This is a genomic window from Enterobacter sp. QK-SA4, assembly GCF_056856775.1.
Genome location: NZ_JBXFXH010000007.1, coordinates 3891621 through 3913902, shown reverse-complemented (window position 1 = coordinate 3913902; position 22282 = coordinate 3891621). Strand labels below are relative to the sequence as shown.

Sequence of the window (22282 nt, the reverse complement as noted above, 5' to 3'; positions counted from 1 at the left end):
TCGGAAAACGGTCGCCTTGCCACGCAAAGAACGGTACCTTCTGGTGCCAATGGGATGGTAAGGAGTTAATTGTGAAAAAGTGGTTATTAGCTGCAGGTCTCGGTTTAGCGATGGCAACTTCTGCTCAGGCAGCAGACAAAATTGCAATCGTCAACATGGGTAATTTGTTCCAGCAGGTTGCACAGAAAACGGGTGTTTCTGCGACTCTGGAAAACGAATTCAAAGGCCGTGCAAGCGAACTGCAGGGTATGGAAAACGATCTTCAGTCCAAAATGCAGCGTCTGCAGCGTGATGGTTCTACCATGAAAGCAAGCGAGCGCAGCAAACTGGAAAAAGACGTAATGGCTCAGCGTCAGACGTTCTCCCAGAAAGCTCAGGCTTTCGAGCAGGATCGTCAGCGTCGTTCTAACGAAGAACGTGGCAAGCTGGTGACTCGCATTCAGACTGCTGTTAAAGCAGTAGCTGCCGATCAGAGCATCGATCTGGTTGTTGATGCGAACGCCGTCGCTTTCAACAGCAAAGATGTTAAAGACATCACCGCTGATGTTCTGAAACAGGTTAAATAAGTAATGCCTTCAATTCGACTGGCTGATTTAGCTCAGCAGTTGGATGCAGAATTACACGGTGATGGCGATCTCGTCATCACCGCTGTTGCGTCCATGCAATCTGCTAAAGCTGGCACGATTACCTTCATGGTAAGCCCTAAGTACCGTGAGCAACTGGCTCAATGCCAGGCGTCAGCTGTTGTTCTGACGCAGGACGATCTTCCATTTGCCACTGTAAGCGCGCTGGTAGTGAAAAACCCCTACCTGACGTATGCACGCATGGCTCAAATTCTTGATACCACGCCGCAGCCGGCCCAGAACATTGCTGCCAGCGCAGCGATTGATCCGACGGCTAAGCTGGGTAACAACGTCGCCGTTGGCGCAAATGCGGTTATCGAATCCGGCGTTGTGCTGGGCGATAACGTCGTCATTGGCCCGGGCTGCTTCGTTGGGAAAAATACGAAAATCGGCGCCGGGACCCGTTTATGGGCCAACGTGTCCGTTTATCATGACGTTGAAATTGGCGAAAATTGCCTCGTCCAGTCCAGCACCGTCATTGGTTCTGATGGCTTTGGTTACGCTAACGATCGCGGTAACTGGGTTAAGATCCCGCAGCTTGGTCGCGTTATTATTGGCGATCGCGTAGAGATCGGCGCCTGTACCACCATTGACCGTGGCGCGCTTGACGACACGATCATTGGCAATGGTGTTATCATCGATAACCAGTGCCAGATTGCGCATAACGTTGTGATTGGCGACAATACCGCGGTTGCGGGTGGCGTCATCATGGCAGGCAGCCTGAAAATTGGCCGTTATTGCATGATTGGCGGCGCGAGCGTGATTAATGGCCATATGGAAATATGCGACAAGGTGACTGTGACGGGAATGGGCATGGTAATGCGTCCTATCACTGAACCTGGCGTGTATTCCTCAGGTATTCCGCTACAACCCAACAAGGTATGGCGTAAAACAGCAGCTCTGGTGATGAACATTGATGATATGAGCAAGCGCCTCAAGTCTCTTGAGCGTAAGATCGATCAACAAGATTAAGCGTCATCCGTTGAACGCTATTTTTCCCGGCCTGTCGGCTTTCTAATAAACCGGCAGGCCGTGTTATTATTGTTATCAGTACATTTTGACAGGAAGAGTATTTTGACTACTGACACTCATACTCTGCATATTGAAGAGATTTTAGAACTTCTGCCGCACCGCTACCCGTTTCTGCTGGTAGACCGTGTGCTGGATTTTGAAGAAGGTCGTTTTCTGCGCGCAGTGAAAAATGTTTCCGTGAACGAGCCGTTCTTCCAGGGGCACTTCCCTGGTAAGCCTATCTTCCCGGGTGTGTTGATTCTGGAAGCGATGGCTCAGGCTACCGGTATTCTGGCGTTTAAAAGCGTCGGCAAACTGGAGCCAGGTGAGCTGTATTACTTCGCGGGTATTGATGAAGCGCGCTTTAAGCGCCCTGTCGTGCCTGGTGATCAGATGATCATGGAAGTCACTTTTGAAAAAACGCGTCGTGGCCTGACTCGCTTCAAAGGCGTAGCGCTGGTTGACGGCAAAGTTGTTTGCGAAGCGACGATGATGTGTGCTCGTAGCCGGGAGTCCTGATACGTGATTGATAAATCCGCCTTTATTCATCCTACCGCTATTGTGGAAACCGGTGCCATCATTGGCGCTAACGTCCACATTGGCCCGTTTTGTATTGTTGGACCCCATGTCGAAATTGGTGAGGGTACAGTACTGAAATCTCACGTTGTCGTGAATGGTCACACGACCATTGGCTGCAATAACGAGATCTATCAGTTCGCTTCCATCGGCGAAGTTAACCAGGATCTGAAATATGCTGGTGAGTCGACCCGTCTGGAAATTGGCGATCGTAACCGTATTCGCGAAAGCGTCACTATTCATCGTGGAACAGTACAGGGTGGTGGGTTGACGAAGGTGGGCAGCGATAACCTGTTTATGGTTAATGCGCATATCGCGCACGACTGTACCGTGGGTGACCGCTGTATTCTTGCCAACAACGCAACGCTGGCAGGACACGTATCGGTTGATGACTTCGCAATTATTGGCGGCATGACCGCAGTCCATCAGTTCTGCATCATTGGTGCGCACGTGATGGTAGGCGGATGCTCCGGTGTGGCGCAGGACGTTCCACCGTATGTGATTGCGCAGGGCAACCATGCCACGCCGTTTGGCGTGAACATCGAAGGCCTCAAGCGTCGTGGTTTTAGTCGCGAAGCGATTACTGCCATCCGCAACGCGTACAAACTGCTGTACCGTAGCGGTAAAACGCTGGAAGAGGCGAAGCCGGAAATTGCCGAGCTGGCGAATAAGCACCCGGAAGTGAACGCGTTCATGGAATTCTTTGACCGTTCAACAAGGGGTCTGATTCGTTAATGGTCGACAGTCGTCCGCTTACGATAGCCCTGGTCGCCGGAGAAACCTCCGGCGATATTCTTGGTGCCGGTCTCATCCGCGCGCTTAAGGCGCGTGTACCCAATGCTCGCTTTGTCGGCGTTGCTGGCCCGCTGATGCAGGCCGAAGGCTGTGAAGCCTGGTATGAAATGGAAGAGCTCGCCGTGATGGGCATCGTTGAGGTGCTGGGACGGCTACGCCGTTTGCTGCACATCCGCGCCGATCTCACCCGTCGTTTTACCGAACTCAAACCCGATGTGTTTGTCGGTATCGATGCGCCTGATTTCAACATTACCCTCGAAGGGAATCTGAAAAAGCAGGGTATCAAAACGATTCACTACGTCAGTCCGTCCGTCTGGGCGTGGCGACAGAAACGCGTTTTCAAAATCGGACGGTCCACCAATCTGGTGCTGGCTTTCCTGCCTTTCGAAAAAGCGTTTTACGACAGATTTAATGTTCCGTGCCGTTTTATCGGTCATACCATGGCGGATGCGATGCCATTGGATCCGGATAAAAACGCGGCGCGCGACGCGCTGGGCATCCCGCATGATGTGCACTGTCTGGCACTGCTGCCAGGCAGCCGTGGTGCAGAAGTTGAGATGCTGAGCGCCGATTTCCTCAAAACAGCGCAAATTCTTCGCCAGACCTATCCGGATCTTGAAGTGGTTGTTCCGCTGGTAAATGCCAAGCGCCGCGAGCAGTTTGAGCGCATCAAAGCGGAAGTCGCCCCGGATCTTCACGTCCGTCTTCTGGACGGGAAAGGGCGGGAAGCGATGTATGCGAGCGATGCCGCGCTGCTGGCCTCCGGTACGGCGGCGCTGGAATGTATGCTGGCGAAATGCCCTATGGTGGTCGGCTATCGCATGAAGCCGTTCACCTTCTGGCTGGCAAAGCGTCTGGTTAAAACGGATTATGTCTCCCTGCCAAACCTGCTTGCCGGGCGCGAGCTGGTGAAAGAGCTGCTGCAGGATGAGTGCCAGCCGCAGGCGCTTGCCGATGCGCTGCTGCCGCTGCTCGCCAACGGCAAGACCAGCCACCAGATGCACGATACCTTCCGCGAACTTCATCAACTAATCCGCTGTAATGCTGATGAGCAAGCGGCTGATGCGGTGCTGGAGCTAGCAAAATGATGGAATTTGTTTATCCTCACACTCGCCTTGTGGCGGGCGTGGACGAAGTGGGTCGCGGCCCGTTGGTCGGGGCAGTGGTGACCGCCGCGGTGATCCTCGATCCGGATCGCCCGATTATCGGGCTGAACGACTCTAAAAAATTGTCAGAAAAGCGCCGTCTGGCGCTGTTTAGTGAGATTCAGGAGAAGGCGCTGGCCTGGAGCCTGGGCCGCGCTGAACCGCATGAAATAGACGAGCTGAATATTTTGCATGCCACGATGCTGGCGATGCAGCGTGCGGTTGCAGGTCTGAAAATTTCCCCGGAATATGTTCTGATTGACGGCAACCGCTGTCCGGCATTGCCCATGCCATCAATGGCGGTCGTTAAAGGCGATAGCCGGGTCGCAGAAATTAGCGCAGCTTCTATTATTGCCAAAGTGACGCGTGACGCCGAAATGGCCGCGCTGGACCTCACTTACCCTCAGTATGGTTTCGCCCAGCATAAGGGGTATCCCACACCTTTCCATCTGGAAAGGCTGGCTGAACATGGCGCAACCGAACACCACCGGCGCAGTTTCGGCCCGGTGAAACGCGCGCTGGGACGGGTGTCCTGAATCAATACGCAAGCAATTAAGTAACGCGGAATCTGAAGATGGCTGAACCACGTTTCGTACACCTGCGGGTGCATAGCGACTACTCCATGATCGATGGGCTGGCGAAGACCGGGCCGCTGGTAAAAAAGGCGGCCTCCCTTGGCATGCCCGCGCTGGCGATCACCGATTTTACCAACCTGTGTGGCCTGGTGAAGTTCTACGGAACGGCGCACGGCGCGGGGATGAAGCCCATCGTCGGCGCAGATTTTCACGTGCAAAGCGATCTCATCGGCGATGAAATGACGCAAATCTCCGTGCTGGCGATGAACAACACGGGCTATCAAAACCTTACGCTGCTGATCTCAAAAGCCTATCAGCGCGGCTATGGCGCGCTGGGGCCGTGGATCGACCGTGACTGGCTGGCTGAACTGAACGAAGGGCTGCTGCTGATCTCGGGTGGCCGTATGGGTGACGTCGGCAAATGTCTGCTGCGCGGCAATAGCGCGCTGGTGGATCAATGCGTCTCGTTCTATGAAGAATATTTCCCGAATCGTTATTACCTGGAGTTGATCCGTACCGGCCGTCAGGATGAAGAGAGCTATCTTCATGCCGCGGTGGCGCTCGCAGAGGAGCGCGGTTTGCCCGTGGTGGCCACCAACGACGTGCGGTTCCTTGAGGCTGGTGATTTCGACGCGCATGAGATTCGCGTGGCGATCCACGATGGCTTCACGCTCGACGATCCGAAGCGGCCGCGTAATTACTCCGCGCAACAGTACATGCGCAGCGAGGAGGAGATGTGTGAGCTCTTCTCCGATATCCCCGAAGCGCTGGAAAACAGCGTAGAGATTGCCAAGCGCTGCAACGTCACCGTTCGCCTCGGCGAATACTTCCTGCCGCAGTTCCCGACGGGTGAAATGACCACGGAAGATTTCCTGGTCGCGAAATCAAAAGAAGGCCTGGAAGAGCGTCTGGAATTCCTGTTCCCGGATGAAGAAGAGCGTAAAAAGCGTCGCCCTGAGTATGACGAACGCCTGGACATTGAACTCCAGGTAATCAACCAGATGGGCTTCCCGGGCTACTTCCTGATCGTTATGGAGTTCATCCAGTGGTCGAAGGATAACGGCGTGCCGGTTGGACCGGGCCGTGGCTCCGGTGCGGGCTCGCTGGTGGCGTACGCGCTGAAAATTACCGACCTCGATCCGCTGGAATTCGACCTGCTGTTCGAACGTTTCCTTAACCCGGAACGTGTCTCTATGCCCGACTTCGACGTCGACTTCTGCATGGAGAAACGCGATCAGGTCATTGAGCACGTGGCCGATATGTACGGCCGTGATGCGGTATCGCAGATTATTACCTTCGGTACGATGGCGGCGAAAGCGGTTATCCGCGACGTGGGACGCGTGCTGGGCCACCCGTACGGGTTTGTCGATCGTATTTCTAAGCTGGTGCCGCCCGATCCGGGCATGACGCTGGCAAAAGCGTTTGAAGCCGAACCTCAGCTGCCGGAAATCTACGAAGCTGACGAAGAGGTCAAAGCGCTGATCGACATGGCGCGCAAGCTGGAAGGCGTCACGCGTAACGCCGGTAAGCATGCGGGGGGCGTGGTTATCGCCCCAACTAAAATTACGGATTTTGCACCGCTTTACTGTGACGAAGCGGGCCAACACCCGGTAACCCAGTTTGACAAGAACGACGTAGAATACGCCGGGCTGGTGAAGTTCGACTTCCTGGGCCTGCGTACGTTGACCATCATCAACTGGGCGCTGGAGATGATTAACGCCCGCCGCGAGAAGAACGGCGAACCGCCGCTGGATATCGCGGCCATCCCGCTGGATGACAAGAAAAGTTTCGATATGCTGCAGCGCTCGGAGACCACCGCCGTCTTCCAGCTTGAATCCCGCGGCATGAAAGACCTGATTAAACGTCTGCAGCCCGACTGCTTCGAAGATATGATCGCACTGGTCGCCCTGTTCCGTCCGGGCCCGCTGCAGTCAGGGATGGTAGATAACTTTATTGACCGTAAGCACGGTCGCGAAGAGATTTCTTACCCGGACGTTCAGTGGCAGCATGAAAGCCTGAAGCCGGTACTGGAGCCCACCTACGGCATTATCCTGTATCAGGAACAGGTCATGCAGATTGCTCAGGTGCTTTCCGGCTATACGCTCGGCGGCGCGGACATGCTGCGTCGTGCGATGGGTAAGAAAAAGCCGGAAGAGATGGCTAAGCAGCGTTCCATCTTTGAAGACGGGGCGAAGAAAAACGGCGTTGACGGCGAGCTGGCGATGAAAATCTTCGACCTGGTGGAGAAATTCGCCGGGTACGGGTTTAACAAATCCCACTCCGCCGCCTATGCTTTGGTGTCGTATCAAACGCTGTGGCTGAAAGCGCACTATCCTGCTGAATTTATGGCGGCGGTAATGACGGCCGATATGGACAACACCGAGAAGGTGGTTGGCCTGGTGGACGAGTGCTGGCGCATGGGGCTGAAGATCCTGCCGCCGGATATTAACTCAGGGCTCTACCACTTCCACGTCAACGACGACGGAGAGATCGTTTACGGGATCGGCGCGATCAAAGGCGTGGGCGAAGGTCCGATCGAGGCGATCATCGAAGCGCGTAACAACGGCGGGTATTTCCGCGAGCTGTTCGATCTCTGCGCTCGTACCGACACCAAAAAACTGAACCGTCGCGTGCTGGAAAAACTGATCATGTCCGGCGCGTTTGACAGACTCGGGCCGCATCGCGCCGCGCTGATGAATTCCCTCGGCGACGCGCTGAAAGCGGCGGATCAGCATGCAAAAGCGGAAGCCATTGGTCAGGCGGATATGTTCGGGGTGCTGGCGGAAGAGCCAGAGCAGATTGAGCAATCTTATTCCAACTGCCAGCCGTGGCCAGAACAGGTCGTACTGGATGGGGAGCGTGAGACGTTAGGCTTGTACCTGACGGGGCACCCGATAAACCAGTACATCAAAGAAATTGAGCGCTATGTCGGCGGCCACAGGCTTAAAGACATGCATCCGACAGAACGTGGTAAAATCACCACGGCTGCGGGGCTCGTGATTGCCGCAAGGGTTATGGTCACCAAGCGCGGCAATCGTATCGGCATCTGTACGCTGGATGACCGTTCCGGGCGTCTGGAGGTGATGTTGTTCACCGACGCGCTGGATAAATACCAGCAATTGCTGGAAAAAGACCGCATACTTATCGTCAGCGGACAGGTCAGCTTTGATGACTTCAGTGGGGGGCTTAAAATGACCGCCCGCGAAGTGATGGACATTGACGAAGCCCGGGAAAAATATGCTCGCGGGCTTGCTATCTCGCTGACGGACAGGCAAATTGATGACCAGCTTTTAAACCGACTCCGTCAGTCTCTGGAACCCCACCGCTCGGGGACAATTCCAGTACATCTCTACTATCAGAGGGCGGATGCACGTGCGCGGTTGCGCTTTGGTGCAACGTGGCGTGTCTCTCCGAGCGATCGTTTACTGAACGATCTCCGTGGCCTCATTGGTTCGGAGCAGGTGGAACTGGAGTTTGACTAATACAGGAATACTATGAGTCTGAATTTCCTTGATTTCGAACAGCCGATTGCTGAGCTGGAAGCGAAAATCGATTCTCTGACAGCGGTAAGCCGTCAGGATGAAAAACTGGATATTAACATCGACGAAGAAGTGCATCGTCTGCGCGAGAAAAGCGTAGAGCTGACGCGCAAAATCTTTGCCGATCTCGGCGCATGGCAGGTGGCCCAGCTGGCCCGCCATCCACAGCGTCCGTACACCCTGGATTATGTCCGCCTGGCGTTTGACGAATTTGACGAACTGGCAGGCGATCGCGCATACGCTGACGATAAAGCTATCGTTGGCGGTATCGCGCGTCTGGACGGACGCCCGGTGATGATCATTGGTCATCAGAAAGGTCGTGAAACCAAAGAGAAAATCCGTCGTAACTTCGGTATGCCAGCACCAGAAGGCTACCGTAAAGCCCTGCGTCTGATGGAGATGGCTGAGCGTTTCAACATGCCAATCATCACCTTCATCGACACCCCGGGTGCATACCCTGGCGTGGGCGCGGAAGAGCGCGGTCAGTCTGAAGCTATCGCGCGCAACCTGCGCGAGATGTCTCGTCTGAAGGTGCCGGTCATCTGTACCGTTATCGGTGAGGGTGGTTCCGGCGGTGCGCTGGCTATTGGCGTGGGCGATAAAGTGAATATGCTGCAGTACAGCACCTATTCCGTTATTTCCCCGGAAGGCTGCGCATCCATTCTGTGGAAAAGCGCCGACAAAGCGCCGCTGGCTGCGGAAGCAATGGGCATCATTGCGCCACGCCTGAAAGAGCTTAAGCTGATCGACTCCATCATCCCGGAACCACTGGGTGGTGCACATCGTAAGCCGGAAGTGATGGCAGCGTCCCTGAAAGCGCAGCTGCTGGCTGACCTGGCAGACCTGGACGTGCTGAGCAAAGACGATCTGCTCAACCGCCGTTACCAGCGTCTGATGACCTACGGTTACGCGTAAGCTTCACAATTATCTGAAAAGCCGCACACTGTTGCGGCTTTTTTTATACCTGCGGTTTAGCCGGACTATGCTTAGCTAATGTTTTTTAAGGAGGAAGCCCATGAATATCATTGCCGTTATGGGGCCACACGGCGTCTTTTATAAAGATGAGCCGATTAAGGAGCTGGAGCAAGCCCTGCAGTCGCGCGGGTATCAGCTAATCTGGCCGCACAACAGCGCCGATCTGCTGAAGTTCATCGAGCATAACCCGCGTATCTGCGGCGTGATCTTCGACTGGGACGAATATGATCTTGAACTGTGCAGCGATATCAACAGGCTGAACGAATACCTTCCGCTGTACGCGTTTATTAATACTCACTCAACCATGGACGTCAGCGCCAATGATATGCGTATGGCGCTGTGGTTCTTTGAATATTCACTCGGCGTGGCGGAAGACATTGCGACCCGAATTGAGCAATACACGAATGAATATCTCGATAACATCACTCCGCCGTTTACTCGCGCGCTCTTCACCTACGTGAAGGAGGGCAAATATACCTTCTGTACGCCAGGTCATATGGCGGGAACGGCCTATCAAAAAAGCCCGGTGGGCTGCCTGTTCTATGATTTCTTCGGTGGCAACACGCTGAAAGCGGACGTGTCGATTTCAGTCACCGAACTAGGCTCTCTGCTGGATCACACCGGCCCGCATCTGGAAGCCGAAGAGTATATCGCCCGCACCTTTGGCGCCGAGCAGAGCTATATGGTGACCAACGGCACTTCGACCTCGAACAAAATCGTCGGGATGTACGCTGCGCCTGCTGGCAGCACCTTGCTGATTGACCGTAACTGCCATAAATCGCTGGCACATCTGCTGATGATGAGCGACGTCGTACCGCTCTGGCTGTCGCCCACGCGTAACGCGCTCGGTATTCTTGGCGGTATTCCGCGCCGGGAGTTCACCCATGACGCCATTGAACGTAAGGTTGCGGCAATTCCTGGCGCAAGCTGGCCTGTGCATGCGGTGATCACCAACTCCACCTACGACGGTCTGCTGTACAACACGAACTGGATCAAACAGACGCTGGACGTGCCGTCGATCCACTTCGATTCCGCATGGGTGCCATATACTAATTTCCATCCTATTTACGCCGGCAAAAGCGGCATGAGCGGTGAACGCGTGCCGGGTAAAGTGTTCTTCGAAACGCAGTCGACCCATAAAATGCTCGCGGCGTTTTCCCAGGCTTCGCTTATTCACATCAAAGGCGAGTACGACGAAGACACGTTCAACGAAGCCTTTATGATGCATACCACCACCTCACCGAGCTATCCGCTGGTAGCCTCCATAGAAACGGCCGCGGCGATGCTGCGCGGCAATCCGGGCAAACGACTCATCAACCGTTCGGTAGAACGCGCGCTGCATTTCCGCAAAGAGGTTCAGCGTCTGAAAGATGAAGCCGACGGCTGGTTCTTTGATATCTGGCAGCCGGAAGAGATTGATGAAGCAGAATGCTGGCCCGTCTCGCCCGGAGAAGACTGGCATGGCTTCCGGGATGCCGATAGCGACCATATGTTCCTCGACCCGGTAAAAGTGACGATCCTGACGCCGGGTATGGATGAGCAGGGCAAGATGAGTGATGAAGGTATTCCGGCCGCGCTGGTCGCGAAATTCCTTGATGAACGTGGCGTAGTGGTGGAGAAAACCGGCCCCTATAACCTGCTGTTCCTGTTCAGTATTGGTATCGATAAAACCCGGGCGATGGGGTTGCTGCGCGGCCTGATGGAGTTTAAGCGCGCCTACGATCTCAACCTGCGGGTGAAAAACATGCTGCCGGATCTCTACGCGGAGGATCCTGACTTCTATCGAAATATGCGCATTCAGGATCTGGCCCAGGGGATCCACAGGCTGATCCGTCAGCACGATCTGCCGCGTCTGATGCTTCAGGCGTTCGATGTCTTACCGGAGATGAAGTTTACCCCGCACAAAGCATGGCAGCGCCAGGTGAAAGGGGAGGTCGAAACCGTCGAGCTGGAAAACCTGGTCGGGCGCGTATCGGCTAACATGATCCTGCCATACCCGCCGGGCGTTCCGCTCCTGATGCCGGGAGAGATGATTACCGAAGAGAGTCGGGCCGTGCTCGATTTCCTGCTGATGCTCTGTTCGGTTGGGCGGCACTATCCCGGTTTTGAGACGGATATCCACGGTGCGAAGCGCGACGAGAACGGCGTTTACTGGGTGCGAGTCCTAAAATAAGGGTGACCGCTTGCCAGGTGCGGGTTTTCGGTTGTAACGTTCAGGCATCATAAAAAGGAGAAGCTATGCTGGGTTTAAAACAGGTTCATCATATTGCGATCATTGCGACCGACTACGCGAAAAGTAAGGCCTTCTACTGCGACATTCTGGGCTTTACGCTCATAAGCGAGGCCTACCGCGAGGAGCGTGACTCCTGGAAGGGCGACCTGGCGTTAAACGGGCAATATGTGATTGAGCTGTTCTCTTTTCCTTTTCCGCCTGCGCGTCCGTCCCGCCCGGAAGCCTGTGGACTGCGTCATCTTGCCTTCAGCGTCGATGACCTGGATAGCGCGGTAAAACATCTGGAGGCGCACGGCGTGACGTGCGAAGCGATACGCGTCGATCCGTTCACCGACAAGCGTTTTACCTTTTTCAACGACCCGGACGGCCTGCCCCTGGAGCTTTATCAGCAGTAATGGTTGTCCTGTGTGATAATGCCCGCTCAGTTCGGGCATTTTTTATGTGTAATCTCCTATGACCTTACCCGCTATCGCACAAGCCGTTTCACCGTACCGCCAGCTGCTGGTGGGGTTTAGCGGTGGCCTGGATTCTACCGTGTTGCTGCATCGTCTAAAGCTTTGGCGCGATCGGGAACCTGACGTCCAGCTTCGGGCGATGCATATTCACCACGGATTAAGTCCTCACGCAGAGGCGTGGGTGGCGCACTGCGAAGCCTTATGTGCGGCCTGGGCGATCCCGCTCATCGTTGAGCGAGTGACGCTTGCGGAGGAAGGGCTGGGCATCGAGGCGCAGGCGCGGAAAGCCCGCTATGCCGCGTTTGCCGGGGCATTACGTGCTGGAGAAGCGCTGGTCACGGCCCAGCATCTGGACGATCAGTGTGAAACCTTTCTGCTGGCGCTTAAGCGGGGTAGCGGGCCGGCGGGACTTTCTGCCATGCCGGCGCGTTCTGAATTTGCCGGCACAACGTTACTGCGTCCGCTGCTTGGCGAGACGCGTGCCTCACTGGAAGCATGGGCGCGAGAACATCAGCTGAACTGGATCGAAGATGAGAGTAACCAGGATGACGGCTATGACCGTAACTTCCTGCGCCTGCGCGTCCTCCCGCTTTTGGGTGAGCGCTGGCCGCATTTCGCCGACGCGACGGCAAGAAGCGCCATGCTGTGCGCCGAACAGGAGTTGTTGCTGGATGAGCTGTTGAGCGACGAGCTGGCTGGGCTGATTTCTGCCGACGGGGCGCTGGCGATCGCACCGATGAAAGCGATGAGTCCGGTACGTCGCGCCGCGCTGCTACGACGCTGGCTGGCCTTTCATCGCGCCGCGATGCCGTCGAGGACAATGCTGAGCCGTATCTGGGAAGAAGTCGCTCTGGCGCGGGATGATGCTTCCCCGTGCGTCCACCTGAACGGTTTTGAGGTTAGACGCTATAAGGGGGAGCTCTGGTGGATAAAATCCATGCCCTCGCTGACCGATGTGGTGCTCGACTGGCTTTCTCCTGACGCGCCCCTGATATTGCCCTGTGAGGCAGGACGCGTTTCTCTTCTGTCGTCTGGTCATGTGCGGCTGCCGAAGCCCGGAGAACCTGTCACCGTGCGCTTTAAGGCTGGCGGCATGCTGCATATCGTCGGGCGCAACGGGGGACGGAAGCTGAAGAAAATATGGCAGGAGTGTAACGTGCCGCCATGGCTGCGCGACACCACGCCGCTACTGTTCTACGGTGAAACGCTTATCGCTGCGGCAGGGGTTTTCATCACGGAAGAGGGGTGGTCAGAAGAGGGTGTCCGTTTTGAGTGGCAAAAAGCGTAACGGGCAGCCAGGCTGCCCGTTAGTGTCATCAGGATTCGCTCACCACGACGGTGCCGATTTGCGGGTGGCTGAAGCTGGCTATTTTGTCCAGACGCAGCTCACGCGTCGCACCGGCGTCTTCCACTATCAGGTATTCCACATTCTTTCGTGAAACCAGATCGCTGGCTTTCGCCTTCAACACTTCGCCATCTTTTAGCTCCAGCGTCAGTAATAAATGATGCTGGCAGGCGAGTTCGAGGTTGTCATAGTCATCACAATTGATGGGTTGATAAGTATCATTCATCGACATAATCGCTCACCAGTAAATTCGCCGCAGCATACGCTGCTTTTTCCCTGACCGACTCTGAAAGGCTCTCATCAGAGGCCACTTCATTAAGCACCTTCAATACACAGCCCAACGCGTCCGGGACATACCCCAGATCTCCGCTGGCGATTTCCGCATACCGTTTGCGAATTAACTCACAATAATTATTCACATCCCCTCCCGCCAGCGCACTGACTTACTGTGAGATATCATTAAGCCTACGAAGATAAACTCGGTTTAGCAAGGTGACTATACCATACTCATTTAAGCAATATCAGAGCCTTGATAGCGGTGTATTTAACACCCTGTAACAGCCTTTTGCCGCGGTTTTCGCTACAATGTGCGCCTGATTTGAATGGAGTTCTCTCATGGCGCTGAAAGCGACAATTTATAAAGCAGTGGTCAATGTGGCCGATCTGGATCGCAACCAGTTCCTCGACGCGTCGCTTACGCTGGCACGCCACCCCTCCGAAACCCAGGAGCGCATGATGCTGCGCCTGTTGGCGTGGATTAAGTATGCCGACGAGCGTCTGCAGTTTACCCGTGGGTTAAGCGCAGAAGACGAGCCTGAAGCCTGGCTGCGCAACGATCATCTGGGTATCGATTTGTGGATCGAACTCGGCCTGCCTGACGAGCGCAGAATTAAGAAGGCCTGCACCCAGTCCGCTGAAGTGGCCTTATTCGCGTATAATCAGCGCGCTGCGGAGATCTGGTGGCAGCAAAACAAGAGCAAGTGCGGACAGTTTAAAAATCTCACGGTCTGGTATCTGGACGATGAGCAGCTGGCGCAGCTGAGCGAATTTGCCAGCCGGACCATGGTTTTGCAGGCGACGATTCAGGATGGCGCCATCTGGCTCTCTGATTCTCAGAATAATCTGGAAATTCATTTAACGGCGTGGCAACCCGCGTCATGATCGTCTTGTCCCGAAACGTCAGCATCCCTGACATCGAGCTGGAGATCACCGCCATCCGTGCGCAGGGGGCTGGCGGGCAGCACGTCAACAAGGCGTCGACGGCTATCCATTTGCGTTTTGACATTCGGGCCTCAAGCCTGCCAGAGTATTATAAAGAAAGCCTGCTTGCCGCCAGCCATCACCTGATCACCAGCGATGGCGTGATTGTGATCAAAGCCCAGGAGTACCGCAGCCAGGAGCTCAACCGGGAAGCGGCGATAGCCAGGCTGGTGGCGGTCATCAAAGAGTTAACGACGGTACAAAAAAGCCGCCGGGCAACGCGGCCAACCCGCGCATCGAAAGAGCGTCGGTTGTCCTCGAAGGCCCAAAAATCCACAGTGAAAGCACTACGCGGTAAAGTTCGTCGCCCGACAGAGTGACGAAAGGGAACACACTTTTCATAAGGAATTCATTGTGAAAAAAGTATTATGGTCAGCGCTGGCAGCGAGTACGCTTTTTGCGCTTTTTGGGTGTAACAACCGCTCCGAAACGCAGGTTTTACAACCCACGCAAACGGAAGAATTAAAACCAATGCAGCAGAGCTGGCGCGGCGTATTGCCTTGTGCGGACTGCGAAGGCATTGAAACGTCTCTGTTCCTGCAAAAAGACGGCACCTGGGTGATGAACCAGCGCTATCAGGGCGCAAAAGAGCCTTCTTCTTTTGCAACTTATGGAACATGGGCGCGTACGGCCGAGAAGCTGGTCCTGACGGACACCACCGGTGAGAAAACCTTTTTCCGCGCCAAAGGTGAGGGGATGGAGATGCTTGACCGCGAAGGCAACCCGATTGAATCCCAGTTCAACTACACGCTTGCGCCGGTAAAAGCGGCTCTGCCTGCCACGCCGATGGCAATGCGGGGAATGTACTTCTATATGGCGGATGCGGCGATCTTTACCGACTGCGCAACTGGCAGGAAGGTCAGCGTGGCAAACAATGCGCAGCTTGAACGTGATTACGCTGTGGCACGCGGCAATGACAGCAAGCCGGTATTGCTGACGGTTGACGGTCACTTTACGCTGGAGCCAAACCCGGATAGCGGGGAGATGGTGAAAACGCTGGTGGCAGATAAAGACGCGAAGTTTGTTGCGGGTAAAGACTGTAACAGTAAATGAGCTGACGCTGAGCCATTAAAAAACCCCGCCTGAGCGGGGTTTTTTGTTTAGCCTTTGATGGCTTTCACCAGGTAATCAAGAATGTCGCCGGTCTTGATCATCTGTTTTTCGCCGCTGCGACGGTATTTGTATTCAATCTCATCGCTGTCGAGGTTACGGTCGCCGATGACGACGGTGTGCGGGATACCGATCAGTTCCATATCGGCAAACATCACGCCTGGACGCTCTTTTCGGTCATCCATCAGCACTTCGATACCCTGAGCGCGCAGCTCGGCATACAGCTTCTCGGCCAGCTCCTGCACGCGGTAAGACTTGTGCATGTTCATTGGCAGAATGGCCACCTGGAACGGCGCGATATTGTCCGGCCAGACGATGCCGCGTTCGTCGTAGTTCTGCTCAATCGCCGCAGCCACCACGCGCGTCACCCCGATACCGTAGCAACCCATGGTCAGGATCTGGTTACGGCCATCTTCACCCTGAACAGCGGCGTTCAGCGCCCGAGAGTATTTATCGCCCAGCTGGAAGATGTGACCGACTTCGATGCCGCGCTTAATCATCAGGGTACCCTGACCGTCCGGGCTTGGATCGCCTGCAACCACGTTACGGATGTCAGCCACTTCCGGCGTCGCCACGTCGCGATCCCAGTTGATGCCGAAGTAGTGTTTACCGTCGATGTTCGCACCTGCAGAGAAGTCGCTCATTGCAGCAACCGTGCGGTCAATAACAACCGGCACCGGCAGATTGACTGGACCCAGTGAGCCTGGACCCGCATTCACCACGGCGCGGATTTCCGCTTCCGTTGCGAAGGTCAGCGGGCTGGCTACCTGCGGCAGCTTCTCGGCTTTCACTTCGTTCAGCTCATGATCGCCACGCACCAGCAGGGCAACCAGCGGATAAGCGCTACCTTCGGAGGATTTCACCAGCAGGGTTTTCACGGTTTTTTCGACAGGCAGATTGAACTGTTCAACCAGCTCGGCAATGGTTTTCGCATTTGGCGTATCAACCAGCGTCATCTCTTGCGTTGCCGCGCCGCGCGGTTCTTTTGGCGCCAGCGCTTCTGCAAATTCGATGTTCGCCGCGTAGTCTGAAGAGTCAGAGAAGATCACATCGTCTTCACCGCTCTGCGCCAGTACCTGGAACTCATGGGATGCGCTACCGCCGATGGAGCCGGTATCGGCCTGCACAGCGCGGAAATCCAGACCCATGCGGGAGAAGATCTTGCTGTACGCCGCGTACATTGCGTCGTAAGTCTCTTGCAGTGATTCCTGAGAGGTATGGAAAGAGTAAGCATCTTTCATCAGGAATTCGCGAGAGCGCATGACGCCGAAACGTGGGCGAACTTCGTCACGGAACTTGGTCTGGATCTGGAAGAAGTTCAGCGGCAGCTGTTTGTAAGAGCTCAGCTCGTTACGAATCAGGTCAGTAATGACTTCTTCATGCGTTGGGCCGAGAACGAAAGGACGCTCGCCGCGATCGACAAAGCGCAGCAGTTCAGGACCATATTGCTCCCAACGGCCGCTCTCCTGCCACAGGTCAGCGGGCTGAACCACAGGCATGGACACCTCGATAGCACCGGCGTTGTTCATCTCTTCACGCACGATGTTTTCGACTTTTTTCAGGACGCGCACGCCGGTCGGCAGCCAGGTGTATAACCCGGAGGCCAGCTTGCGGATCATCCCGGCGCGCAGCATCAGCTGATGGCTGATCACTTCGGCGTCGGCAGGCGTCTCCTTCAGAGTGGAGAGCAGATATTGGCTAGTACGCATGTTGTTACGGTTCCATTTCGACGATTGGAACAGGCTGAAACACCAGCCTGACACAAAAAAAGTGGTTTAGTTTACCAGTGTGGCAAAGATGCCAAAAGAGAGGAGAACAAAATTACCTGGGTTCAAGGGCAAACACTTCAAAACCTGCCCCGGTGACGCGCCAGCGAACATTGAAATCAAGCAGCCAGACGGCGTACGTTTTTCCTTCTTCCTCTTCTTTACGGTAGGCCGGACGCGGGTCCTGTGCCAGAACTTCAGTGATGAAATCCCGTAAGCGAGGATAGCGTTTCTCCAGCTGACCGAGCTGCGCGGTTATCTCTGGCGTAAAATAAACAGGCATGTCCGCCTGCGGCGCGTCCTGAGCATAGCTTGCACGCGCGTCCGGGAGCGCTTCGGCGAAGGGCAAATAGGGTTTGATGTCGATTACCGGCGTGCCGTCTACCAGGTCCAGACTACCTAACTCCAGTATCACCCGATCTTTCTGGCAGCGTATGCCTTTCAGTTCAACCAGCGACATTCCAACCGGGTTTGGGCGGAAGGTCGAGCGAGTCGCAAACACGCCCATTCTCGCATTTCCGCCAAGACGAGGAGGACGCACGGTAGGACGCCAGCCGCCTTCCATCGTCTGGTGAAACACGAACACCACCCATAAATGGCTGAAAGCCTCGAGCCCGCGTACCGCATCGGCCTGATTGTAAGGCGCAATCAGGTGTAGCTCACCGCTTCCGCTGGTGACCAGACCGGGCTGGCGGGGGACGGCGAACTTCTCTTTATAAGGAGAGTGGATAACGCCTATCTGCTCGAACTGAAATGCACTCATTTCGCCGTGATGTTCAGCGCAGAACCGATGCAAACCGCCTGACGATAGCAGCCCGGCGTGCCGCTGGTGACTTCACAGCTGTGCAGCAGAACCGCGTTAGCTTTCATTTTTGCGGCATTAATCTGCATACGTTTACGCGCTGTCGGAATATTCGGTGGTGAGTCCTGATTGGTAGCCTGACAGGATTCGCCGCTCACTTCGCCCAGTTCACGGAACGGTTTACCGACGAGTTCGTCCGCTTTCGTGATAATACGAACCGGCGCAGGGCGAACCACTTTCGGTTTCGCAGGCTCGGTCTTTGGCGGGGTTGCCGTGCTTTGAACAGGTTCAACGGGAGATCTGCTTAGCATAGAACAGCCGCTCAGCATGAGTGCTAAAAGACAGATCGGTAAAGCACGCATAATATTTCCTCAATGGATAATCAAAACGTCAGATATTGAATCAGTTGACTGCACAAATGACAAGACGGGCATAAGCCCGTCCTGATGATATTACACTGAGGTGAGATTACCAGCCTTTAACAGCGCCGCCGTTAAACACTTTGTTGGCTTCCTGGTAAACTTCATCTGACTGATAGGCCTGAACGAATTTCTTCACGTTTTCCGCGTCCTTGTTGTCTTCGCGAGTCACGATCAGGTTAACGTACGGGGAGTCTTTATCTTCAACGAAGATACCGTCTTTGGCTGGCGTCAGGCCAATCTGGCTGGCGTAAGTGGTGTTGATAACGGCCAGGGCAATCTGCGCATCGTCCAGAGAACGTGGCAGCTGCGGTGCTTCCAGTTCAACAATTTTCAGATTTTTCGGGTTCTCGGTGACGTCCAGAACGGTTGGCAGCAGGCCAACACCATCTTTCAGTTTGATCAGGCCCACTTTCTGCAGCAGCAGCAGGGAACGACCAAGGTTAGTCGGGTCGTTAGGCACGGCAACCTGAGAGCCTGGCTGCAGTTCGTCCAGTGATTTAATTTTCTTAGAGTAACCGGCAATTGGATAAACGAAGGTGTTACCCACGCCTACCAGTTTATAGCCGCGATCTTTGATCTGCTGATCCAGATATGGCTTATGCTGGAAGGCATTCGCGTCGATATCGCCTTTGCTCAGCGCTTCGTTCGGCAGAACGTAATCGTTGAAGGTCACCAGCTCAACGTCCAGGCCATACTTCTCTTTTGCTACTTTCTGAGCAACTTCTGCAACCTGCTGTTCTGCACCCACGATAACGCCCACTTTAATGTGGTTTGGATCCTTTTCGTCCTGACCGCAACCCACCAGTGCCAGAGAGCCGATCAGCGCGCCTACTGCTGCGAAGGTCTTTAATTTAAACGCCATGTTTTATCCTTAACTCGTAGAGTTTGTGTTGTGTGTAACGTTATTTGTGCGTAACAGCCCGGACGATGCGATCGCCAGAGAACTGGATTAAGTAAACCAGAACAACCAGCAATACCAGAACGGTATTCATCACGGTAGCGTTATATCCAATATAGCCGTACTGGTAACCAATTTGACCTAAACCGCCGGCGCCAACGGCACCGCCCATCGCGGAATAACCGACCAGGGTGATAAGCGTAATAGTTGCCGCATTCACCAGCCCAGGCAGCGCCTCAGGCAGCAGAACCTTGCGGACGATCTGCATCGGCGTGGCACCCATCGCGCGTGATGCTTCGATCAAACCGGTTGGGATCTCCAGCAGGGCGTTTTCCACCATACGGGCAATAAACGGCGCAGCGCCAACGGTCAGCGGAACGATAGCTGCCTGCAGGCCGATAGACGTTCCGACGATCACGCGGGTAAATGGAATCATCCACACCAGCAGAATAATGAACGGGATAGAACGGAAGATATTCACCAGCGCGGAGAGCGTACGGTACAGTTTCGCGTTCTCAATGATTTGCCCCGGACGCGTCACGTACAGCAATACGCCGACCGGCAGGCCAATCACAAAACCAAAGAAGCCAGAGACAAAGGTCATTGCCAGCGTTTCCCAAACGCCGCGAACCAGCAGCCACATCATCGGCTCAGACATAACCCAGTACCTCTACTTTTACATGGTGTTCTTGCAGCCAGGCAATCGCGGCCTGGGTTTCTTCTTGTGTGCCGTGCATTTCTGTCAGCATGATGCCGAACTTCACGCCGCCGGCGTAATCCATCTGCGCGCTGATGATGTTGTTGTTCACGTTAAAGCGACGCGCGGTTTCGGAAAGCAGGGGAGCGTCAACGGACTGACCGGTGAACTCCATGCGCAGCATCGGGACGCTGTCTGCTGCGGGTTCGGTTTTCAAACGCTCCAGATAATCTTCCGGAATATCCAGATGTAGCGTGGACTGGATGAACTGCTGTGCCAGAGGCGTCTTCGGATGCGAAAACACTTCACTTACCGTGTCCTGCTCGATCAGTTCACCGTTGCTGATGACCGCCACGCAGTCGCAGATGCGTTTCACCACGTCCATCTCATGTGTAATAAGGAGGATCGTCAGGCCCAGGCGACGGTTAATGTCTTTCAGCAGTTCCAGAATAGAACGCGTGGTTGCCGGATCCAGTGCGCTGGTGGCTTCATCACACAGAAGTACCTTAGGGTTGCTTGCCAGCGCGCGGGCAATGGCCACACGCTGTTTCTGCCCACCGGACAGATTTGCCGGGTAGCTATCATGTTTGTCGCCCAGACCCACGAGGTCTAGCAGCTCGGTAACGCGACGCTTCACTTCTTCTTTCGGCGTGTTATCCAGCTCAAGCGGCAGGGCAACGTTGCCGAACACGGTGCGGGAAGCCAGCAGGTTAAAGTGCTGGAAGATCATGCCAATCTGACGACGCGCTTTGGTGAGTTCTTTCTCTGAGAGGGCGGTAAGTTCCTGGCCGCCAACTTCTACGCTGCCCTGGGTTGGGCGCTCAAGCAGGTTAACACAACGAATCAGCGTGCTTTTACCTGCACCCGATGCGCCAATGACGCCATAAATTTGACCAGCAGGAACATGCAGGCTGACGTTGTTCAGTGCCTGAATGGTTCGGTTCCCCTGCTGGAACACTTTGGTGATATTGGAAAGTTTAATCATTAGATTATTTTTATCGTATGTAAGTTAGCCGTGGCATTTTCTTCTGCCAGATACGGGTGATGACCGTAAACAAAACGGATGTTAAGGCATCCAGACGTCTAAATCAATCCAACACTGTACGATGAGCACTTTATTGCGCTGCGATTCATGAGATACTAGTCGAACATGCCTTTTTCAGGAGCAAACCGGTGGCAAAATCAGTACCCGCAATTTTTCTCGATCGTGACGGCACTATTAATGTGGATCACGGTTATGTCCATGAGATTGATGAGTTCGAGTTTATCGAGGGCGTAATAGATGCCATGCGCCAGCTGAAAGAGATGGGCTATGCGCTGGTGGTGGTGACGAACCAGTCCGGTATTGCACGCGGTAAATTCACCGAAGCGCAGTTCGAAACGCTGACGGAATGGATGGACTGGTCGCTGGCCGACCGAGGCGTGGATCTCGACGGCATCTACTATTGTCCGCACCACCCGCAGGGAACGGTAGAAGCGTATCGCCAGACCTGTGACTGCCGTAAGCCGCATCCGGGGATGTTCATCTCTGCGCAGGAGTTCCTGCACATTGATATGTCTGCTTCTTATATGGTGGGCGATAAACTGGAAGATATGCAGGCAGCCGCCGCAGCGGGTGTAGGGACCAAAATATTAGTTCGTACCGGTAAGCCAGTGACGCCAGAAGCAGAAAATGCAGCGGATTGGGTAATTAATAGTCTGGCCGACCTGCCAAAAGAGATTAAAAAGCACCAAAAATAGCCTTTTTGGTGAAAAGGTGAGCGGTTGAAATAAAAATGCATTTTTCCGCTTGTCATTCCTCGGCGGCCCCCTATAATGCGCCTCCATCGACACGGCGGATGTGAATCACTTCACAAACAACCCGGTCGGCTAAAGAGAAAAAATCCTGAAATAACGGGTTGACTCTGAAAGAGGAAAGCGTAATATACGCCACCTCGCAACGGTGAGCGAAAGCCGCGTTGCACTGCTCTTTAACAATTTATCAGACAATCTGTGTGGGCACTCAAAGTGACATGGATTCTTAATGTCTCCGGACAATAAATGAATACCAAGTCT

The 22282-nt window shown here is 54.6% G+C and carries 23 protein-coding genes; 15 read left to right on the top strand and 8 right to left on the bottom strand.

Going from position 1 to position 22282, the window contains the following annotated elements; translation table 11 throughout:
* Window positions 1-71 precede the first annotated feature (71 nt).
* The 11 genes from skp (at window position 72) to tilS (ending at window position 13215) form a co-directional block, all read left to right on the top strand.
* Window positions 72-566: a molecular chaperone Skp gene (gene skp / locus AC1VYI_RS20540; RefSeq protein ID WP_023310460.1), complete on the top strand. Its 495-nt coding sequence runs from the start codon at window positions 72-74 to the stop codon at window positions 564-566.
* A 3-nt stretch (window positions 567-569) separates the two neighbouring features.
* Complete coding sequence (lpxD, locus tag AC1VYI_RS20535) at window positions 570-1595, top strand: UDP-3-O-(3-hydroxymyristoyl)glucosamine N-acyltransferase (protein WP_047742778.1); 1026 nt, start codon at window positions 570-572, stop codon at window positions 1593-1595.
* A 102-nt stretch (window positions 1596-1697) separates the two neighbouring features.
* Window positions 1698-2153, top strand: coding sequence for a 3-hydroxyacyl-ACP dehydratase FabZ (gene fabZ, locus AC1VYI_RS20530; RefSeq protein ID WP_010426706.1), 456 nt, complete (start codon window positions 1698-1700; stop codon window positions 2151-2153).
* 3 nt (window positions 2154-2156) lie between these two features.
* A complete protein-coding gene (lpxA, locus tag AC1VYI_RS20525) occupies window positions 2157-2945 on the top strand; it encodes an acyl-ACP--UDP-N-acetylglucosamine O-acyltransferase (RefSeq protein ID WP_023310462.1) in 789 nt (262 codons plus the stop codon).
* Entirely contained in the window at window positions 2945-4093 is a 1149-nt protein-coding gene (lpxB, locus tag AC1VYI_RS20520; protein WP_023334578.1) for a lipid-A-disaccharide synthase, read from the top strand. The genes lpxA and lpxB overlap by 1 nt, the downstream gene beginning before the upstream one ends.
* Complete coding sequence (gene rnhB / locus AC1VYI_RS20515) at window positions 4090-4686, top strand: ribonuclease HII (protein ID WP_023310464.1); 597 nt, start codon at window positions 4090-4092, stop codon at window positions 4684-4686. The genes lpxB and rnhB overlap by 4 nt, the downstream gene beginning before the upstream one ends.
* A gap of 38 nt (window positions 4687-4724) precedes the next feature.
* On the top strand, window positions 4725-8207 hold the full coding sequence (dnaE, locus tag AC1VYI_RS20510; RefSeq protein ID WP_134866788.1) for a DNA polymerase III subunit alpha: 3483 nt from the start codon (window positions 4725-4727) through the stop codon (window positions 8205-8207).
* 12 nt (window positions 8208-8219) lie between these two features.
* Window positions 8220-9179: an acetyl-CoA carboxylase carboxyl transferase subunit alpha gene (gene accA / locus AC1VYI_RS20505; protein WP_023310466.1), complete on the top strand. Its 960-nt coding sequence runs from the start codon at window positions 8220-8222 to the stop codon at window positions 9177-9179.
* Between the two features lie 100 nt (window positions 9180-9279).
* The gene (locus AC1VYI_RS20500; protein WP_134866787.1) at window positions 9280-11412 is read left to right on the top strand and encodes a lysine decarboxylase LdcC; all 2133 of its coding nucleotides are present in this window, start codon (window positions 9280-9282) and stop codon (window positions 11410-11412) included.
* A gap of 65 nt (window positions 11413-11477) precedes the next feature.
* On the top strand, window positions 11478-11867 hold the full coding sequence (locus AC1VYI_RS20495) for a VOC family protein (protein WP_023310468.1): 390 nt from the start codon (window positions 11478-11480) through the stop codon (window positions 11865-11867).
* A gap of 58 nt (window positions 11868-11925) precedes the next feature.
* On the top strand, window positions 11926-13215 hold the full coding sequence (tilS, locus tag AC1VYI_RS20490) for a tRNA lysidine(34) synthetase TilS (RefSeq protein ID WP_182931554.1): 1290 nt from the start codon (window positions 11926-11928) through the stop codon (window positions 13213-13215).
* Window positions 13216-13243: 28 nt separating this feature from the next.
* Here the strand turns inward: tilS and rof are convergent, their stop codons facing one another.
* Both rof and AC1VYI_RS20480 read right to left on the bottom strand, forming a co-directional pair.
* Window positions 13244-13504 (bottom strand): Rho-binding antiterminator, encoded by a 261-nt coding sequence (rof, locus tag AC1VYI_RS20485; RefSeq protein ID WP_008501890.1) that lies wholly within the window; start codon window positions 13502-13504, stop codon window positions 13244-13246.
* Window positions 13491-13691: a YaeP family protein gene (locus AC1VYI_RS20480; RefSeq protein WP_008501889.1), complete on the bottom strand. Its 201-nt coding sequence runs from the start codon at window positions 13689-13691 to the stop codon at window positions 13491-13493. Before AC1VYI_RS20480 ends, rof begins: the two co-directional genes overlap by 14 nt.
* Window positions 13692-13887: 196 nt before the next feature.
* On the opposite strand from AC1VYI_RS20480, the gene AC1VYI_RS20475 reads away from it, so the two are divergent.
* From AC1VYI_RS20475 to nlpE, 3 genes are read left to right on the top strand one after another with little or no spacing between them, the layout of a single operon-like run.
* Window positions 13888-14433, top strand: a complete 546-nt coding sequence (locus AC1VYI_RS20475; protein WP_023310470.1) for a YaeQ family protein — start codon at window positions 13888-13890, stop codon at window positions 14431-14433.
* Window positions 14430-14852: an alternative ribosome rescue aminoacyl-tRNA hydrolase ArfB gene (gene arfB, locus AC1VYI_RS20470; RefSeq protein WP_134867398.1), complete on the top strand. Its 423-nt coding sequence runs from the start codon at window positions 14430-14432 to the stop codon at window positions 14850-14852. The genes AC1VYI_RS20475 and arfB overlap by 4 nt, the downstream gene beginning before the upstream one ends.
* A 34-nt stretch (window positions 14853-14886) precedes the next feature.
* Entirely contained in the window at window positions 14887-15585 is a 699-nt protein-coding gene (gene nlpE / locus AC1VYI_RS20465; protein WP_032660574.1) for an envelope stress response activation lipoprotein NlpE, read from the top strand.
* Between the two features lie 47 nt (window positions 15586-15632).
* Here nlpE and proS read toward each other — a convergent pair whose 3' ends face one another.
* The 6 genes from proS to metN all read right to left on the bottom strand — a co-directional run bounded on the left by proS (window position 15633) and on the right by metN (window position 21212).
* Window positions 15633-17351: a proline--tRNA ligase gene (gene proS, locus AC1VYI_RS20460; RefSeq protein WP_134866786.1), complete on the bottom strand. Its 1719-nt coding sequence runs from the start codon at window positions 17349-17351 to the stop codon at window positions 15633-15635.
* Window positions 17352-17463: 112 nt separating this feature from the next.
* Window positions 17464-18171, bottom strand: coding sequence for a tRNA (N6-threonylcarbamoyladenosine(37)-N6)-methyltransferase TrmO (tsaA, locus tag AC1VYI_RS20455; protein ID WP_023310474.1), 708 nt, complete (start codon window positions 18169-18171; stop codon window positions 17464-17466).
* Entirely contained in the window at window positions 18168-18572 is a 405-nt protein-coding gene (gene rcsF / locus AC1VYI_RS20450; RefSeq protein ID WP_008501883.1) for an Rcs stress response system protein RcsF, read from the bottom strand. Before rcsF ends, tsaA begins: the two co-directional genes overlap by 4 nt.
* Window positions 18573-18678: 106 nt before the next feature.
* Window positions 18679-19494, bottom strand: a complete 816-nt coding sequence (gene metQ, locus AC1VYI_RS20445; RefSeq protein WP_014168729.1) for a methionine ABC transporter substrate-binding lipoprotein MetQ — start codon at window positions 19492-19494, stop codon at window positions 18679-18681.
* A gap of 40 nt (window positions 19495-19534) precedes the next feature.
* Window positions 19535-20188 (bottom strand): methionine ABC transporter permease MetI, encoded by a 654-nt coding sequence (locus AC1VYI_RS20440; RefSeq protein WP_003856130.1) that lies wholly within the window; start codon window positions 20186-20188, stop codon window positions 19535-19537.
* Window positions 20181-21212, bottom strand: a complete 1032-nt coding sequence (gene metN, locus AC1VYI_RS20435) for a methionine ABC transporter ATP-binding protein MetN (protein ID WP_023310475.1) — start codon at window positions 21210-21212, stop codon at window positions 20181-20183. Before metN ends, AC1VYI_RS20440 begins: the two co-directional genes overlap by 8 nt.
* Before the next feature lie 188 nt (window positions 21213-21400).
* On the opposite strand from metN, the gene gmhB reads away from it, so the two are divergent.
* Window positions 21401-21967 carry a D-glycero-beta-D-manno-heptose 1,7-bisphosphate 7-phosphatase gene (gene gmhB / locus AC1VYI_RS20430; RefSeq protein WP_029741186.1) on the top strand — a complete coding sequence of 189 codons (567 nt, stop codon included), beginning with the start codon at window positions 21401-21403 and terminating at the stop codon, window positions 21965-21967.
* Window positions 21968-22282 lie beyond the last annotated feature (315 nt).

Coding starts and splice junctions, on each gene's coding strand:
- lpxD (WP_047742778.1), top strand. CDS start 570: ATGCCTTCAATTCGACTGGCTGATTTAGCTCAGCAGTTGGATGCAGAA.
- lpxB (WP_023334578.1), top strand. CDS start 2,945: ATGGTCGACAGTCGTCCGCTTACGATAGCCCTGGTCGCCGGAGAAACC.
- rnhB (WP_023310464.1), top strand. CDS start 4,090: ATGATGGAATTTGTTTATCCTCACACTCGCCTTGTGGCGGGCGTGGAC.
- dnaE (WP_134866788.1), top strand. CDS start 4,725: ATGGCTGAACCACGTTTCGTACACCTGCGGGTGCATAGCGACTACTCC.
- accA (WP_023310466.1), top strand. CDS start 8,220: ATGAGTCTGAATTTCCTTGATTTCGAACAGCCGATTGCTGAGCTGGAA.
- AC1VYI_RS20500 (WP_134866787.1), top strand. CDS start 9,280: ATGAATATCATTGCCGTTATGGGGCCACACGGCGTCTTTTATAAAGAT.
- AC1VYI_RS20495 (WP_023310468.1), top strand. CDS start 11,478: ATGCTGGGTTTAAAACAGGTTCATCATATTGCGATCATTGCGACCGAC.
- tilS (WP_182931554.1), top strand. CDS start 11,926: ATGACCTTACCCGCTATCGCACAAGCCGTTTCACCGTACCGCCAGCTG.
- rof (WP_008501890.1), bottom strand. CDS start 13,504: ATGTCGATGAATGATACTTATCAACCCATCAATTGTGATGACTATGAC.
- AC1VYI_RS20475 (WP_023310470.1), top strand. CDS start 13,888: ATGGCGCTGAAAGCGACAATTTATAAAGCAGTGGTCAATGTGGCCGAT.
- arfB (WP_134867398.1), top strand. CDS start 14,430: ATGATCGTCTTGTCCCGAAACGTCAGCATCCCTGACATCGAGCTGGAG.
- proS (WP_134866786.1), bottom strand. CDS start 17,351: ATGCGTACTAGCCAATATCTGCTCTCCACTCTGAAGGAGACGCCTGCC.
- tsaA (WP_023310474.1), bottom strand. CDS start 18,171: ATGAGTGCATTTCAGTTCGAGCAGATAGGCGTTATCCACTCTCCTTAT.
- rcsF (WP_008501883.1), bottom strand. CDS start 18,572: ATGCGTGCTTTACCGATCTGTCTTTTAGCACTCATGCTGAGCGGCTGT.
- metQ (WP_014168729.1), bottom strand. CDS start 19,494: ATGGCGTTTAAATTAAAGACCTTCGCAGCAGTAGGCGCGCTGATCGGC.
- AC1VYI_RS20440 (WP_003856130.1), bottom strand. CDS start 20,188: ATGTCTGAGCCGATGATGTGGCTGCTGGTTCGCGGCGTTTGGGAAACG.
- metN (WP_023310475.1), bottom strand. CDS start 21,212: ATGATTAAACTTTCCAATATCACCAAAGTGTTCCAGCAGGGGAACCGA.